The sequence below is a fragment of the Streptomyces nidicola genome, from assembly GCF_050106155.1.
Taxonomy (GTDB): domain Bacteria; phylum Actinomycetota; class Actinomycetes; order Streptomycetales; family Streptomycetaceae; genus Streptomyces.
Genome location: NZ_JBNBPI010000001.1, coordinates 7862881 through 7878102 on the forward strand (window position 1 = coordinate 7862881; position 15222 = coordinate 7878102).

The window sequence follows — 15222 nt, forward strand, 5'->3', positions numbered from 1 at the left end:
GCCCCGGAGGGGTGGGCGCGAACCGGCACAGCCCTGTCGCAGCCCTGCCGCAGTTCGATTCAGAAGGTGCCCCGCATGACCCTTGCCGTCGACCGCCCGGCCGCGAAGAAGCGCGCGCCGCGCCCAGGCCCGATCCGGCGCTTCAAGGACTCGTACCGCAAGTACTGGTACGCGTACGCGATGATCACCCCGGTGGTCGTCGTGCTCGGTGTCCTCGTTGTCTACCCGCTGGTGCGCGGCTTCTACCTGACGCTCACCGACGCCAACAGCCTCAACTCGGCCCGCACCATCGGTGTCAACCAGATCGAGGCCACCTACAAGTTCGTCGGCCTCGACAACTACGCCGACATCCTGTGGGGCCCCTCCTCGTACGACCGCTTCTGGTCGCACTTCGTGTGGACCATCGCGTGGACGGCGATCTGCGTCGCCCTGCACTACTGCATCGGGCTCGGCCTCGCGCTGCTCCTCAACGAGAAGCTGCGCGGACGCACGTTCTACCGGCTGCTGCTGATCCTCCCGTGGGCGGTCCCGACCTTCGTCACCGTCTTCGCGTGGCGCATCATGCTCGCCGACTCCGGGATCATCAACGTGGCCCTCGGCTCGCTGCATCTGCCGCAGCCGAGCTGGCTGGAGGACCCGAACTTCCAGCGGATCGCCGCGATCCTCGTCAACACGTGGTGCGGTGTGCCGTTCATGATGATCTCGCTGCTCGGCGGGCTCCAGTCCATCGACGGGTCGCTGTACGAGGCCGCCGAGATGGACGGCGCGAGCGCCTGGCAGCGCTTCCGGCACATCACGCTGCCGGGCCTCAGGCCGGTCAGCTCCACCGTCGTGCTGCTCGGCATCATCTGGACGTTCAACCAGTTCGCGATCATCTTCCTGCTCTTCGGCAACACGGCACCGGACGCGCAGATCCTCGTCACCTGGGCCTACCGCCTCGGCTTCGGGCAGCAGCCGCGCGACTTCGCGCAGTCCGCCGCGTACGGCGTGCTGCTCCTGTCGATCCTCACCGTCTTCACGTCCTTCTACTACCGCTGGCTGAAGCGCAATGAGCAGCTCGCCCTCTGACGCCGCAGGAGCCGACATCATGAGCACCACGACCACCCGCTCCGCGTCGCGGATCCCCGCACAGCGCCCCGCGACCGACGCCGCTCCCACGAACAACCGGCGCGTACGCAGGCGCGGCGAGCGCAGCCCCCTCGCGAAGGCACTCACGCACGGCGTCCTCGCCGTGGCGAGCCTCATCGCGCTCTTCCCCGTCGTCTGGCTGACGTATCTGTCGCTCGGGCCCGACAAGGACGACTATCTGCACCCGGGCAAGATCCTCAGCAAGGCGACCTTCGACAACTACGGCTACGTCCTGGAGCACACCCAGTTCTTCCACTGGGCGGCCTCGACGCTGATCGTGGCGCTCGGCACCACGCTCGTCGGCGTGCTGTTCGCGGCGACCACCGGCTACGCCGTCTCCCGCATGCGCTTCCCCGGCTACCGCCCGCTGATGTGGGTGCTGCTGCTGACGCAGGCCTTCCCGATCGCCGTGCTGATCGTGCCGATCTACGAGATCTTCTCGGAACTCGGCCTGATCGACACTTACCAGGGCCTCATCCTCATCAACTGCACGACGATCGTGCCCTACTGCACCTGGCTGCTGAAGGGCTACTTCGACACCATCCCCGGCGAGATCGACGAGGCGGGCCGGATCGACGGGCTCAGCCCGTTCGGCACCTTTTGGCGGCTGATCCTGCCGCTCGCGAAGCCGGGCATCGCGGTCGCCGCGTTCTACGCCTTCATCACGGCGTTCGCCGAGGTCGCCTTCGCCAACACCTTCCTGCTCAGCGACACCAAGTACACCTTCGCGATCGGCCTGTCGAGCTTCGTCAGCGAACACGACGCGCAGTGGAACCTGATGGCGGCGACCGCGGTGTTGATCGCCATCCCGGTGACCGCTTTCTTCTACCTTGTCCAGAAGCACCTGGTCACCGGCCTGACCGCCGGCGGGACCAAGGGCTGAACCCGGCTACGCAGCAAGGACATCATGAGCCAGCACTCCACGGACGAGCCGGTGGCCGCCGCCACCACGACCCGCCGGGCCACCGACTGGTGGCGGGACGCGGTCATCTACCAGGTCTATCCGCGCAGCTTCGCGGACAGCGACGGCGATGGCACCGGTGACCTCGAAGGCATCCGCCGACACCTGCCGCATCTGCGCGAGTTGGGCGTGGACGCGGTGTGGCTGTCCCCCTTCTACGCCTCGCCGCAGGCCGACGGCGGCTACGACGTCGCCGACTACCGGGCCGTCGACCCGATGTACGGCACCCTCCTCGACGCCGACGCGGTGATCCGCGACGCGCACGCCCTCGACCTGCGCATCATCGTCGACCTCGTGCCCAACCACTCCTCGGACCAGCACGAGTGGTTCAAGCGGGCGGTCGCGGACGGCCCCGGATCGCCGCTGCGCGACCGCTACCACTTCCGTACCGGCAAGGGCGCGAACGGTGAACTCCCGCCCAACGACTGGGAGTCCATCTTCGGCGGCCCCGCCTGGACCCGGCTCCCGGACGGCGAGTGGTACCTGCACCTCTTCGCGCCCGAGCAGCCCGACCTCAACTGGGAACACCCGGCGGTCGCCGACGAGTTCCGCTCCATCCTGCGCTTCTGGCTGGACATGGGCGTCGACGGATTCCGCGTCGACGTCGCCCACGGCCTGGTCAAGGCGGAAGGGCTCCCGGACATCGGCGGCGGCGAGCAACTGAAGCTCCTCGGCAACGACGTGATGCCGTTCTTCGACCAGGACGGCGTGCACGAGATCTACCGTTCGTGGCGCACGATCCTGGACGAGTACGACGGCGAGCGCATTTTCGTCGCGGAGGCCTGGACACCGACCGTCGAGCGCACCGCGAACTACGTCCGCCCCGACGAGCTGCACCAGGCCTTCAACTTCCAGTACCTGGGCGCCCCTTGGGACGCGGAGGGCCTGCGCGAGATCATCGACAGCTCGCTCGACGCGATGCGCCCCGTCGGCGCCCCGGCCACCTGGGTCCTCTCCAACCACGACGTCACCCGGCACGCCACCCGCTACGCCAACCCGCCCGGCGGCACCCAGATCCGCACCCCCGGCGACCGCGAACTCGGCCTGCGCCGCGCCCGCGCCGCCACCCTGCTGATGCTCGCCCTGCCCGGCTCGGCGTACATCTACCAGGGCGAGGAACTCGGCCTCCCGGACGTCACCGACCTGCCCGACGAGGTCCGCCAGGACCCCTCGTACTTCCGCGCCGAGGGCCAGGACGGCTTCCGCGACGGCTGCCGCGTGCCGATCCCGTGGACCCGCACGGGATCCTCGTACGGGTTCGGTGACGGAGGCAGCTGGCTCCCGCAGCCCGACAGCTGGGGCGAGTTGAGCGTCGAGGCGCAGACCGGCGATCCGGACTCGACGCTGGAGATGTACCGTTCGGCGCTCGCGCTGCGTCGGGCCACGCCGGGCCTCGGCGCAGGCGACGGTGTGAAGTGGCACGGGGACGCCCCGCAGGGTGTGCTCCACTTCGAGCGTTCCGGCTTCGCCTGCACGGTCAACACGACGGGCGCGGCGGTGCGCATCCCGGCGCCCGGCACGGTGCTGCTCGCCTCGGCGCCGGTCACGGTGGCCGACGGAGACATCGAGCTGCCAGCCGACACGACGGTGTGGTGGGAGATCGCCTGACCCCCGCTACGGCACCAGAAAGGGGCGGCACCCGACCGGGTGCCGCCCCTGCGGCATAGGCTCCCGGATGTGATGTCACAGGGGAGGGGCGGCCGGACACCGGGCGCCCGCTGGGCCGTGCGGGCCGTGGTGTGGGCGCTGGTGCTCGTCGCCTTCGCGCTGCCGCTGCGCCATGCGCTGGTGGCGACACGTGCGTACGTGGACGGGTACTGGGCCACGGCGAACGAGCAGACGGAGAACAGCGAGCAGGCGGAGAACAGTGACACCTTCGTGTGGAAGACACCGCACGGAGAGGCCGTGCACGGAATCGTGCACGGCCTCGGGGAGAAGGGGTACTACGACGAGGCGCTCGAACCGGGACAGACTCTCGGCCCGCTGCGCATCTGGGTCTCCGCCTCCGGTTCGGCACATGTCGACGAGGCACCGCCGGAGAGCGCGATGGTGTTCGGCTACGGCGCGGCCCTCGCCGTCGCGGGCGCGACCGCCTACGTGATGTGGGCGATGCGGCGCGCCCGCGACCCGCACTGAACAGCTATGTGGTGCGGCTACGAGGTGTGGAAGGCCACCGCGCCCTTGGCGGGCACCTTGAGCTCCACCTTGCCGCCGGAGACCGTCACCGAGCCCTCGCCGACGACATTGTCGTACGTGCCGTCGGGCACGCTCGTCGTGTACGTGTGCGTGTTCTCGGCGGACGAGTTGTTGATGGCGACGAATCCGGTGTCACCGCGCCCGAAGCCGATCACGTTCGAGGTGGGTGACTGCCAGTCCGCCACCGCCTTGCCGGCGGCCGCGTTGTGCCAGCCCACCATGCCGGTGATCGCCTTGTCGCGGTCCAGGCACGCCCAGGCGCCCGAGCAGTCGGTGCCGGTGACCATGCCGCCGCCGTCGTTCGGCGGTGCCTGGTCGCTCTGGTCGAACTTCCAGGCCGCGTAGACCGAGGGACGCCCGTAACCGCGCGCCAGCTGGAAGACGTTGGCGAGGGTGGCGGTCGCGCCGTCCTTGTAGCTGAGCGTGTAGCCGTTGCGCTCGGTGTCGTGGTTGGTGACGAAGGTGTTGGAGTGCTCCTCGTCGGCCAGCCCCCAACTGCTGCCGAACGAGGACAGGTTGGCGATGTCACCGCCGCCGAACTGCGACTTCATGGCGGCCGCGTACGTGAAGTCGAGGACGTCACCGTTGCCATAATAGTCCCCGGTGGCCGGTGGGGTGCCGGGATACACCTCCTGGGTGATGTACGGGGCGTCGCCCGCGGTCGTGGTGTGCAGGGCGCCCACGATGGCGTTCAGATCGCCGGTGGGTATGTGCTTCGCGGCGTCGACGCGGAAGCCGTCGACACCGAGGTCGATCTGCTTGTTGAGGAAGCCCGCGATCTTCTCGCGGACGCCGGACTCACCCGTGTCGAGGTCGGGCATGCCGAGCAGCTCGCAGTTCTGCACCTCCTGCTGGTCCGACCAGTTGGCGATCGTCTTCTTGCAGTCGTCGCTGTCGGCCGGGTCGTAGTCCGTGGTGTCGTACTTGTTGCCGAGGGTGGTGCCCGCGTAGCCGGTGCCGGTCTGGGCGGCCGTGTGGTTGATGACGGCGTCCGTGTAGACCTCGATGCCGGCCGAGTGGCAGGTGTCGACCATGGACTTGAAGTCGCTCGCGCTGCCGAAGCGGCTGTCGAGCTTGTACGAGTACGGCTGGTAGACGTCCCACCAGTAGAGGTCGGCCTGCTTGAGGGACTCCTCGGGCGGGGCCACCTGGACGGCTCCGTAGCCCGCCGGGTCGAGGGTGTCGGTGCACTCCTTGGCGACCGAAGTCCAGTTCCACTGCCACAGGTTGGCGATGACATCACCGTTGGGTGTGCCGGTGTCGGCGGCGGTCGCGGTGGAGGCGGGCAGTGTCACCATGCCGCCGAGGGTGAGGGCGCCGAGGGCCACCGCGGTGGCTGTGCGGCGGCGCCGACGAGGGCTTTTGGGTGTGAGGGATGTGTCGTGCTGCATGTGCGGCTCCTGAATGTGGGGTTCTGGTGGCGCGTCGTGAGCGTGGGGCAGACGAGTGGGCCCCGTCAATGGGCTGGTTGAAATTTCTTGCTACATCTTTCGCAACTCTTGCAGTCGTGTTCCGGCAGGCGTTACGGTCACGCGGCGGACCGGCCCGACCTCCCCACGCGCGTGGCCGGTCCGCCCCAAGACGCCGCATCCCGCGAGGAGTTCATGACGTGAGCCGCAGCCCGATTCGCGTACCGCACAGACGCGCCGCCGCGTACACCGCGGCCGCCGCGCTCCTCGTGACGCTGGCTCAGCCCCTGGCGGCCCGCGCCGCCGCGCCACCTCCGCCACCGTCGGACGCAAAGCTTGCGGCCGAGCCGGCCCGACACGACCTCACCCGCGAGCAGTACTACTTCGTGCTCCCGGACCGCTTCGCGAACGGTGACACCGCCAACGACAAGGGCGGGCTGACCGGTTCACGCCTCGCGACCGGCTACGACCCCACCGACAAGGGCTTCTACCAGGGCGGCGACCTCAAGGGCCTGACGAACCGGCTCGACTACATCAAGGACCTGGGCACCACGGCGATCTGGCTCGCCCCGATCTTCAAGAACAAGCCCGTGCAGGGCGAGGGCAAGGACGCCTCGGCCGGCTACCACGGCTACTGGATCACCGACTTCACGCAGGTCGACCCGCACTTCGGCAGCAACGCCGACCTCAAGAACCTGATCGCCAAGGCCCACGGCCAGGGCATGAAGGTCTTCTTCGACGTCATCACCAACCACACCGCCGACACCGTCGATTACACCGAGAAGAAGTACGGCTACCGCCCCAAGGGCGCCTACCCGTACCTCGACACCAAGGGGCGCCCCTTCGACGACAGCAAGGGTGTCACGGCGAAGGTCGACGCCGACTCCTTCCCGTACACACCGAAGAACACCGGCGAGATGGTGCCGTCCTGGCTCAATGACCCCACGATGTACCACAACCGGGGTGACTCGACCTGGGAGGGCGAGTCCACGACGTACGGCGACTTCTCAGGCCTCGACGACCTGTGGACGGAGCGCCCCGAGGTCGTCTCCGGCATGGAGAAGATCTACGAGAAGTGGGTGCGGGACTTCGCCGTCGACGGCTTCCGCATCGACACCACCAAGCACGTGAACATGCACTTCTGGACGCAGTGGGCGACGGCGCTCGACAAGTACGCCGCCGAACGCGGCCGCAAGGACTTCTTCATGTTCGGCGAGGTCTACTCGGCCGACACCGACGTGACATCGCCGTACGTCACCCAGGGCCGCCTCGACGCGACGCTCGACTTCCCGTTCCAGGACGCGGCCCGCGCCTACGCCTCGCAGGGTGCCTCCGCCGACAAGCTCGCCAAGGTCTTCGCCGACGACTACAAGTACGCCACCGACAAGGCGAACGCGTACGAGCAGGTCACCTTCCTCGGCAACCACGACATGGGCCGCATCGGCACCTTCCTGAAGTCCGACAACCCGAAGGCGCCCGACACGGAACTCGTCCAACGCGACAAGCTCGCCAACGAGTTGATGTTCCTGTCACGCGGCAACCCCGTCGTCTACTACGGCGACGAACAGGGCTTCACCGGCGCCGGCGGCGACAAGGACGCCCGGCAGACGATGTTCGGCTCGAAGGTCGCGGACTACGTCGACGACGACGAACTCGGCACCGACCGCACGCACGCCGATGCCGCGTACGACACGAAGCACCCGCTGTTCACGTCCATCGCCGCGCTGTCGAAGCTCCGCAAGGACAACCCGGCGCTCACCGACGGAGCGCAGAAGGAGCTGTACGCGAAGGACTCCGTGTACGCCTTCTCGCGCACCGGCGACGACCGCGAGTACGTCGTCGCCGTGAACAACGCGAGCGAGGCGAAGACGGTCGAGCTGCCGGTGGAGTCGGCCAAGTTCCGTTCCGTATACGGTGATTCGGGTTCCGTGGCGGCGTCCGACGGCCGCGTGAAGGTCACCGTGCCCGCCCTGTCCGCGCTCGTCCTGCGCGCCTCGTCGAAGCTCCCCGCGCCGACCGCGAAGCCCACGCTGGCCCTGAAGGCCCCCGCCGCCGGAGCCGCCGGCACGGTCACCCTCTCCGCCGACCCCGGCGACACGGCCTCCGCGCGCGTCGTCTTCGCCGCCCAGGCCGGCGACGGCAAGTGGCGCACGCTCGGCTCCGTGGACCACGCCCCATACAAGATCACGCAGCACATCCCGGACACGGTGGCGGCAGGAACGCCCTTGCGGTACAAGGCAGTTGTGGTCGACCGCGCCGGACGCGCCGCGAGCGCCCTCGCCGACACGACGGCGGGGCAGGCACCCGCGCCCGAGAAGCCCACGGCCATCGACCGTGACTACGCGGTCGTCCACTACAAGCGTGCCGACGGCGACTACGACGGATGGCGCCTCAAGTCCGGTGACACGTCGGCCGAGTTCGTGGGCCGGGACGCCTACGGAGCCTTCGCCTGGGTGAAGGTCCCCGACGGCGCGGGATCGGTGTCGTACACGATCGACAAGTCCGGCACGGCCGACGGGCCGCAGCGCACCGTCGACCTCGGGAAGACCGGCGAGGTCTGGGTCGAGCAGGGCAGGGACGAACAGGCCGCGACCAGGCCCGACGGCGCCTATCCGCCGCAGGACGAGAAGAAGGCCGTCATCCACGTGCACCGCCCCGACGGCGACTACGACGGCTGGGGCCTGCACACCTGGACCGGCGCCGCGAACTCCACCGACTGGTCGAAGCCGCTGCAACCCACCGGCAAGGACGCGTACGGCGTGACCTTCGAGGTGCCGCTCGCCGACGGCGCGACGTCGCTCAGCTACATCCTCCACAAGGGCGACGAGAAGGACATCGCCACGGACCGCTCGCTCGACTTCGCCACCTACGGCAAGGAGGCATGGCTCAACGCCGGTGACACCAATTACCTCCTGCCATCCGTGGGCTCGGGAGCGGACCTCGACCTCTCGAAGTCCGAGGCGCAGTGGATCGACTCCGACACCGTCCTCTGGAAGGTGAAGGCCACCGCCGCCACCAGCCAGCAGCTGGTGTACGCGCCGGAAGGCGGGATCGGCGTCGAGGACGGCGCGCTGACCGACGAGGGTCAGTGGCTGCGGCTGAACCCCGGTGCGTTGAGCGACGCACAGAAGGCCAAGTACCCCCACCTCAAGGACTATCCGGCGTTCACCGTCGACCCGCGCGACCGCGACCGGGTGCGTCAGGCGCTGCGCGGCCAGCTGATCGCCACGCAGCGGGCGTCGAACGGGGCGCTGCTCGCGGCGACCGGAGTGCAGACGGCAGGCGTCCTCGACGACACCTACGCGGACGCCGCTCAAAAGGCGTCGCTCGGCCCGGTGTTCAAGAACGGAAAGGTGACCCTGTCGGTGTGGGCGCCGACCGCCCGTGAGGTGTCCCTCGAACTCGCCGGAAAGACCCTGCCCATGCGCCGCGACGACGCGAGCGGAGTCTGGTCCGCGACCGGGCCCGCGGCCGTGTGGCGCGGCGAGGAGTACCGGTACGCCGTGCGGGTGTGGGCGCCCAGCGTCCAGAAACTCGTCACGAACAAGGTCACCGACCCGTACTCCGTGGCGCTGACCGCGAACTCGGAGCGCAGCCTCGTCGCCGACCTCGCCGACAAGTCTCTCGCGCCGCAAGGTTGGTCGGGCCTGACCAAGCCCAAGGCCGTACCCATGAAGGACGCGCAGATCCAGGAACTCCACGTCCGGGACTTCTCGGTGGAGGACAAGACGACACCGGCGAAGGACCGCGGCACGTACCGCGCCTTCACCGACAAGAACACCGACGGCTCGAAGCACCTGCGCGAACTCGCGAAGTCCGGCACCTCGTACGTGCACCTGCTGCCGGCCTTCGACATCGCGACGATCCCCGAGAAGAAGTCCGAACAGGCCGCACCCGACTGTGACTTGAAGGCATCCGCACCCGACAGCGACCAGCAGCAGGAGTGCGTCGGCAAGACGGCCGGCAAGGACGCCTACAACTGGGGCTACGACCCGTACCACTACACGGTCCCCGAGGGCTCGTACGCGAGCGACCCCGACGGCACCGAACGCACCGTCGAGTTCCGCAAGATGGTCAAGTCGCTGAACGAGGACGGCCTGCGGGTCGTCATGGACGTCGTCTACAACCACACGGCGGCCAGCGGTCAGGACAAGACATCCGTCCTGGACCGCACCGTGCCCGGCTACTACCAGCGGCTCATGGCCGACGGCTCGGTGGCGAACTCCACCTGCTGCGCCAACACGGCGCCCGAGAACAGGATGATGGGCAAGCTGGTCGTCGACTCGATCGTGACCTGGGCGCGCGAGTACAAGGTCGACGGCTTCCGCTTCGACCTGATGGGACACCACCCGAAGGCCAACATCCTGGACGTCCGCAAGGCCCTCGACGCCCTGACCCTCAAGAAGGACGGCGTCGACGGCAAGAAGATCATCCTCTACGGGGAGGGCTGGAACTTCGGCGAGATCGCCGACGACGCCCGCTTCGTCCAGGCCACGCAGAAGAACATGGCGGGCACCGGCATCGCCACGTTCTCCGACCGGGCGCGGGACGCGGTGCGCGGCGGCTCGCCCTTCGACGAGGACCCGGGGGTGCAGGGCTTCGCGTCCGGCCTCTACACCGACCCCAACACCTCGAAGGCGAACGGCACTTCGGCCGAGCAGAAGGCCCGACTGCTGCACTACCAGGACCTCATCAAGGTGGGCCTGTCGGGGAACCTAGCGGCCTACGAGTTCACGGACACCGGTGGCCGCACGGTCAAGGGCTCCGACGTCGACTACAACGGCGCGCCCGCCGGCTACGCGGACGCCCCCGGCGACGCCCTCGCCTACGCCGACGCACACGACAACGAGTCCCTCTACGACACGCTGACGTACAAACTGCCCGCGACCACGAGCACGGCGAACCGCTCCCGCATGCAGGTCCTCGCGATGGCCACGGCGGCCCTCTCGCAGGGCCCGGCGCTCTCCCAGGCCGGCACCGATCTGCTGCGCTCGAAGTCCCTCGACCGCAACTCGTTCGACAGCGGTGACTGGTTCAACGCGATCCACTGGGACTGCCGCGCGGGCAACGGCTTCGGCCGGGGCCTGCCGATGGCCGCCGACAACAAGGCCAAGTGGCCGTACGCGAAGCCCCTGTTGGCGTCGGTGAAGGTGCCGGGCTGTGCCGAGATGGAGGGGACGTCCGCCGCGTACCAGGACCTCCTGAAGATCCGCACCACCGAGCCGGCCTTCCGGCTGTCCACGTCCGCGGAGGTCCAGAAGTCCCTGTCCTTCCCGCTCTCCGGCAAGGACGAGACACCAGGTGTCATCACGATGCGGCTCGGCGACCTCGTGGTGGTCTTCAACGCGACGCCCGACCGGCAGAAGCAGCAGGTCGAGGGCCTCGCGGGGAACGGGTACCGGCTCCATCCGGTGCAGGCCGGCGGCTCGGACGAGGGGGTGAAGTCGGCGTCGTACGCGAAGGGCTCGGGCACCTTCGAGGTACCGGCCCGTACGGTGGCGGTGTTCACCGCGAAGTAGGCGGCTTGACCCTCACACCGTGTGAGCCCGTGGACTGGGAGACATCATGTTCACCATCGGAGAGTTCGCCCGGCACGGGCGTGTGTCGGTCCGCATGTTGCGTCACTACGACGCGACGGGACTGCTGCGCCCTGCCCACGTCGACCCGGCCACGGGCTACCGCCACTACACCGCCGCCCAGCTCGCACGGCTCAACCGCGTGATCGCGCTCAAGGACCTCGGCTTCACGCTGGAACAGGTCGGGGAGCTGCTGGACGAGAAGATCGACTCCGGTCAGCTGCGCGCCATGCTGCGGATGCGGCGCGCGGACCTGGAGGCGGAGATGGCCGCGGCGGCGGCCCGGCTGACCGGCGTCGAGGCGCGGCTCCGATCCATCGAGAGCGAGGGATTCATGCCCACCGACGACGTCGTCATCAAGCCCCTGCCACTTGTCCGCGTGGCCGAACTGACCGCCGTGGCCCCCGACTTCGAGCCCGGCTCCATCAGCCCGGTGATCCAGCCGCTGTACGGGGAGCTGTTCCAGCGCCTCGACGCGGCCGGCATCCGTCCCACCGGGCCCGGCATCGCCCGCTACGAGGACGCGCCCGGCGGCGGCATCCTCGTCCACGCGGGCGTCGAGGTGTCCGCCGCGCCGCGCGAGGACGGCGGGCTGCGCATCCTCGACGTGCCGCCCGTCGAACGTGCCGCGACGATCGTGCACCGCGGCTCCATGGACGCGGTCCTGCCGACGGTCCAGACCCTGGCCCGCTGGATCGACGCCCACGGGCACCGGTCGGCCGGCTATCCGAGGGAGATCAGCCTGGAGTGCCCGGAGGACCGGGAGGAGTGGGTGACGGAGCTGCAGGAGCCGCTGGCCTGAGCCGAGTCCGCCACCCCGGACCGTCCCGCGCCCACCACGTTCAGCGCGTCGCGTCGCGCGCCACCTTGCGTGCCCACAGCACCAGCGGGATCTGCAGCGGAACCCGTGCCTGGACGGCGCGGCGCAGCGGCGCGGGGCGGTCCTTCCAGTCGGCCGCCATCTTGATGTTGGCGGGCACGACGGCGACGAAGAACGCGGCGGCCGCGGTGGCGGAGCGGGCCCGGGTGCGCGGGACGGCGATGCCGGCCGCGAGCGCCAGCTCCACCACCCCGCTGGCCTGCGTCCACAAGCGCGGGGAGCCGGGGAGCCGGCGCGGCACGATGGCGTCGAACTGCTTCGGGACCAGGAAGTGGGCGACTCCGGCCCCGGCCAGCAGGCCGGCGAGGAGGTCGGAGGAACGGGCGCGACGCAAAGGAGCCTCCTGGCGGCGGGCGGACGAACGGGTAGCGCAGTGGGGTGGCGCGGCCCGCAAGATCTTACTCACTGGTAACCAACGGCGTCGAGAGTGCGGGACGCCGGACACCGGCACCACCCACTCGTACTCGACAGAGAAACTGTGCAGCCCAAGTTGCACAGCCTGGGCTGCCGACCTACCGTGGAGGCATGAACGACGACAGCGCGCCGATCGAGGAGCTCGCGGCCCGGGCCACCGACGAGGTGTGGGTGATCATCGGCCGGCTCCGCCGCAAGCTGATGGCGCTCGACGTGGACCCCGAGGGTGAGCTCTCGCCCGCCCAGGCGTCCGTGCTCTCCCGGCTCGACAAGTACGGGCCCTCGACCGCCAGCGACCTCGCGGCGATCGAGTACGTGCGGCCGCAGTCCATGGCCAAGCACGCCATCGCCCTGGAGGAGCGCGGTCTCGTCGAGCGCCACGCGGACCCCGAGGACGGGCGCCGTCGCCTGGTCGCGCTCACCGAGGCGGGGCGCGAGCGCCGTCAAGGTGTGCGCCGGGCCCGTCAGGCATGGCTCGCCGGGCAGTTCGTCGAGCGCGGCAGCGAGGAGCAGCTGCGCGCCGTGATCACGGCGATGGCGCTGCTCGACGAGGTGACGCAGGCGTGAGCGGCATAGTCGAGCGCGTCCGGAGCGGGCGGAAGCGGGGCGCGGGCGACGGGTTCGACCGGCGCCTCGTCGCGCCGATGATGTTCGGGTCGATCCTGAACCCGATCAACTCCTCGATGCTCGCCGTGGCGCTCGTCCCGATCGGCCACGCCTTCGGCGTCCCGCCGTCTCAGACGGCCTGGCTCGTCTCCGCGCTCTACCTCGCCACGGCCGTCGGGCAGCCCGTGATCGGCCGGCTCGTCGACGCGTTCGGGCCGCGCAGGCTCTATCTGCTCGGCACCGCGCTCGTCGGTGTCGCGGGCCTGCTCGGCGTGCTCGCCCCGAGCTTCTGGGTGCTGATCGTCTCCCGGGTGCTGCTCGGCTTCGGCACCTCCGCCGCGTACCCGGCCTCCATGTATCTGCTGCGCACCGAGTCCGAGCGCACCGGAATGAAGAGCCCCAGTGGCATCCTCGCCGCGCTGTCGGTGTCCAACCAGGTCATCGCCGTCATCGGCCCGACCCTCGGCGGCGTACTGATCGGCCTAGGCGGCTGGCACCTGATCTTCGCGATCAACGTGCCGCTGTCGCTCGCCTGTCTCGTGCTCGGCGCGCTGCGGCTGCCGAAGCACGTCAGGGCGGGCCGCGAAGCCGACGCCACCACCTCCGCGGACGTGCCCGGCATGCTCCTGTTCGCCGGCTCGCTCACCGCGTTCATGCTGTTCCTCACGTCGCCGGGGGTCGCGCACTGGTACCTGCCGGTGATCGGCGCGGTCGCGGGCGCGGTCTTCGCCCGCAGGGAACTGGCCTCCGCGGACCCCTTCATCGACCTGCGCGTACTGAGCGGCAACACCCCGCTGCTCGCCACGTACGCGCGCCAACTCCTCGCGTACACCACGTCGTACGCGTTCCTGTACGGCTACAGCCAGTGGCTCCAGGACGGCCGCGGCCTGGGCCCCGAACAGGCAGGACTCCTGCTGCTCCCGATGTCCCTGATGGCCATCGGTGTCACCGTCCTCACCGGGCGCCGCCCGCAGGTGCGCGGCAAGCTGTACGTCGGCGGTGTCGCCCAACTCGTCGGAGTGGCCGCCCTGTTGGGGCTGAACTCCGACAGCCCGATCTGGCTCCTCGTCGTCATCGGTGCGATCTTCGGTATCCCGCAGGGCCTCATCGGCCTCGCCAACCAGAACGCCCTCTACGCCCAGGCCGACCCGGAGCGCACCGGCGCGTCCGCCGGACTGCTGCGCACGTTCACCTACCTCGGCGCGCTGCTCGCCTCCGCAGGGAACGCCGCGTTCTTCAAGGCCGGCGCCGACACGGCCGGGCTGCACGACCTGGCCTGGATGCTCGTCGTCGTCTCCGTGCTGCTGCTCCTGGTGACCGCGGCCGACCGGGCGCTGCGCCGGGTCGGCCGGGACTGACGCCACCACTCACCCGTCAAGACTGTTCAACACTGCTCGCCCCTAAGGAAGTTCACGTGTCCCTCACCACGCTCGACCCCAAGACCGCCCTCGTCGTCGTCGACCTCCAGAAGGGCCTCATGGGCGTGTCCGGCGCCCCGTACGCCGTGTCCGACGTCGTCGACCGCAGCGCGCGCCTCGCGGACGCGTTCCGCGGGGCGGGGCTCCCTGTGGTCCTGGTCCGGGTCACCTTCTCCGCCGACGGCTCCGACGCGACGCCCGGCCGCACCGAGACGCCCAGCAGCGGCCGTGCCATGCCCGAGGGCTGGGACGAGATCACCGACGCGCTCGCCGGGCACCCGGAGGACATCACCGTCACCAAGCGGAACTGGTCGGCGTTCTACGGCACCGACCTCGACCTGCACCTGCGCCGCCGCGGCATCACCCAGGTCGTCCTGACCGGAGTCGCCACCAGCATCGGCGTGGAGTCCACGGCCCGCGCCGCCCACGAGCACGGCTACCACGTCACCCTCGCCACCGACGCCATGACCGACCTCGACCCGGAGGCGCACCGCGGCAGCGTCGAGCGGATCTTCCCGCGCCTGGGGGAGACCGGCACGACGGACGAGGTGCTGAAGCTGCTGGCCTCGACTCACTGAGCCATGTCCGGTCCCTGACACTCCGTCGGCCGCACCGTACGCTTCGAGGTGTACGA

Annotated in this window: 11 protein-coding genes; 9 read left to right on the forward strand and 2 right to left on the reverse strand. The window is 69.6% G+C overall.

Features of this window, described 5'->3' with window-relative positions:
* Positions 1–75 precede the first annotated feature (75 nt).
* From ACOKM3_RS35505 to ACOKM3_RS35520, 4 genes are all read left to right on the forward strand, one after another.
* On the forward strand, positions 76–1068 hold the full coding sequence (locus ACOKM3_RS35505; RefSeq protein ID WP_426905339.1) for a carbohydrate ABC transporter permease: 993 nt from the start codon (positions 76–78) through the stop codon (positions 1066–1068).
* Between the two features lie 19 nt (positions 1069–1087).
* Positions 1088–2011: a sugar ABC transporter permease gene (locus tag ACOKM3_RS35510; RefSeq protein WP_426905340.1), complete on the forward strand. Its 924-nt coding sequence runs from the start codon at positions 1088–1090 to the stop codon at positions 2009–2011.
* Between the two features lie 24 nt (positions 2012–2035).
* Positions 2036–3697, forward strand: coding sequence for a glycoside hydrolase family 13 protein (locus ACOKM3_RS35515; RefSeq protein WP_426905341.1), 1662 nt, complete (start codon positions 2036–2038; stop codon positions 3695–3697).
* Between the two features lie 72 nt (positions 3698–3769).
* Positions 3770–4225, forward strand: a complete 456-nt coding sequence (locus tag ACOKM3_RS35520) for a hypothetical protein (RefSeq protein ID WP_426905342.1) — start codon at positions 3770–3772, stop codon at positions 4223–4225.
* A gap of 17 nt (positions 4226–4242) precedes the next feature.
* Here ACOKM3_RS35520 and ACOKM3_RS35525 read toward each other — a convergent pair whose 3' ends face one another.
* Positions 4243–5676, reverse strand: coding sequence for an alpha-amylase (locus ACOKM3_RS35525; protein WP_426905343.1), 1434 nt, complete (start codon positions 5674–5676; stop codon positions 4243–4245).
* Positions 5677–5894: 218 nt separating this feature from the next.
* On the opposite strand from ACOKM3_RS35525, the gene pulA reads away from it, so the two are divergent.
* A complete protein-coding gene (pulA, locus tag ACOKM3_RS35530) occupies positions 5895–11213 on the forward strand; it encodes a pullulanase-type alpha-1,6-glucosidase (RefSeq protein ID WP_426905344.1) in 5319 nt (1772 codons plus the stop codon).
* Between the two features lie 46 nt (positions 11214–11259).
* Positions 11260–12072 (forward strand): MerR family transcriptional regulator, encoded by an 813-nt coding sequence (locus tag ACOKM3_RS35535; protein ID WP_426905345.1) that lies wholly within the window; start codon positions 11260–11262, stop codon positions 12070–12072.
* A gap of 40 nt (positions 12073–12112) precedes the next feature.
* Here ACOKM3_RS35535 and ACOKM3_RS35540 read toward each other — a convergent pair whose 3' ends face one another.
* Positions 12113–12484: a DoxX family protein gene (locus ACOKM3_RS35540; protein ID WP_426905346.1), complete on the reverse strand. Its 372-nt coding sequence runs from the start codon at positions 12482–12484 to the stop codon at positions 12113–12115.
* Between the two features lie 191 nt (positions 12485–12675).
* Here ACOKM3_RS35540 and ACOKM3_RS35545 point away from each other — a divergent pair, with 191 nt between their 5' ends.
* The 3 genes from ACOKM3_RS35545 (at position 12676) to ACOKM3_RS35555 (ending at position 15166) form a co-directional block, all read left to right on the forward strand.
* Entirely contained in the window at positions 12676–13131 is a 456-nt protein-coding gene (locus ACOKM3_RS35545) for a MarR family winged helix-turn-helix transcriptional regulator (protein WP_426905347.1), read from the forward strand.
* 77 nt (positions 13132–13208) lie between these two features.
* Positions 13209–14528 carry an MFS transporter gene (locus tag ACOKM3_RS35550; protein WP_426906979.1) on the forward strand — a complete coding sequence of 440 codons (1320 nt, stop codon included), beginning with the start codon at positions 13209–13211 and terminating at the stop codon, positions 14526–14528.
* 56 nt (positions 14529–14584) lie between these two features.
* Entirely contained in the window at positions 14585–15166 is a 582-nt protein-coding gene (locus tag ACOKM3_RS35555) for a hydrolase (RefSeq protein ID WP_426905348.1), read from the forward strand.
* The last annotated feature ends 56 nt before the right edge of the window (positions 15167–15222 follow it).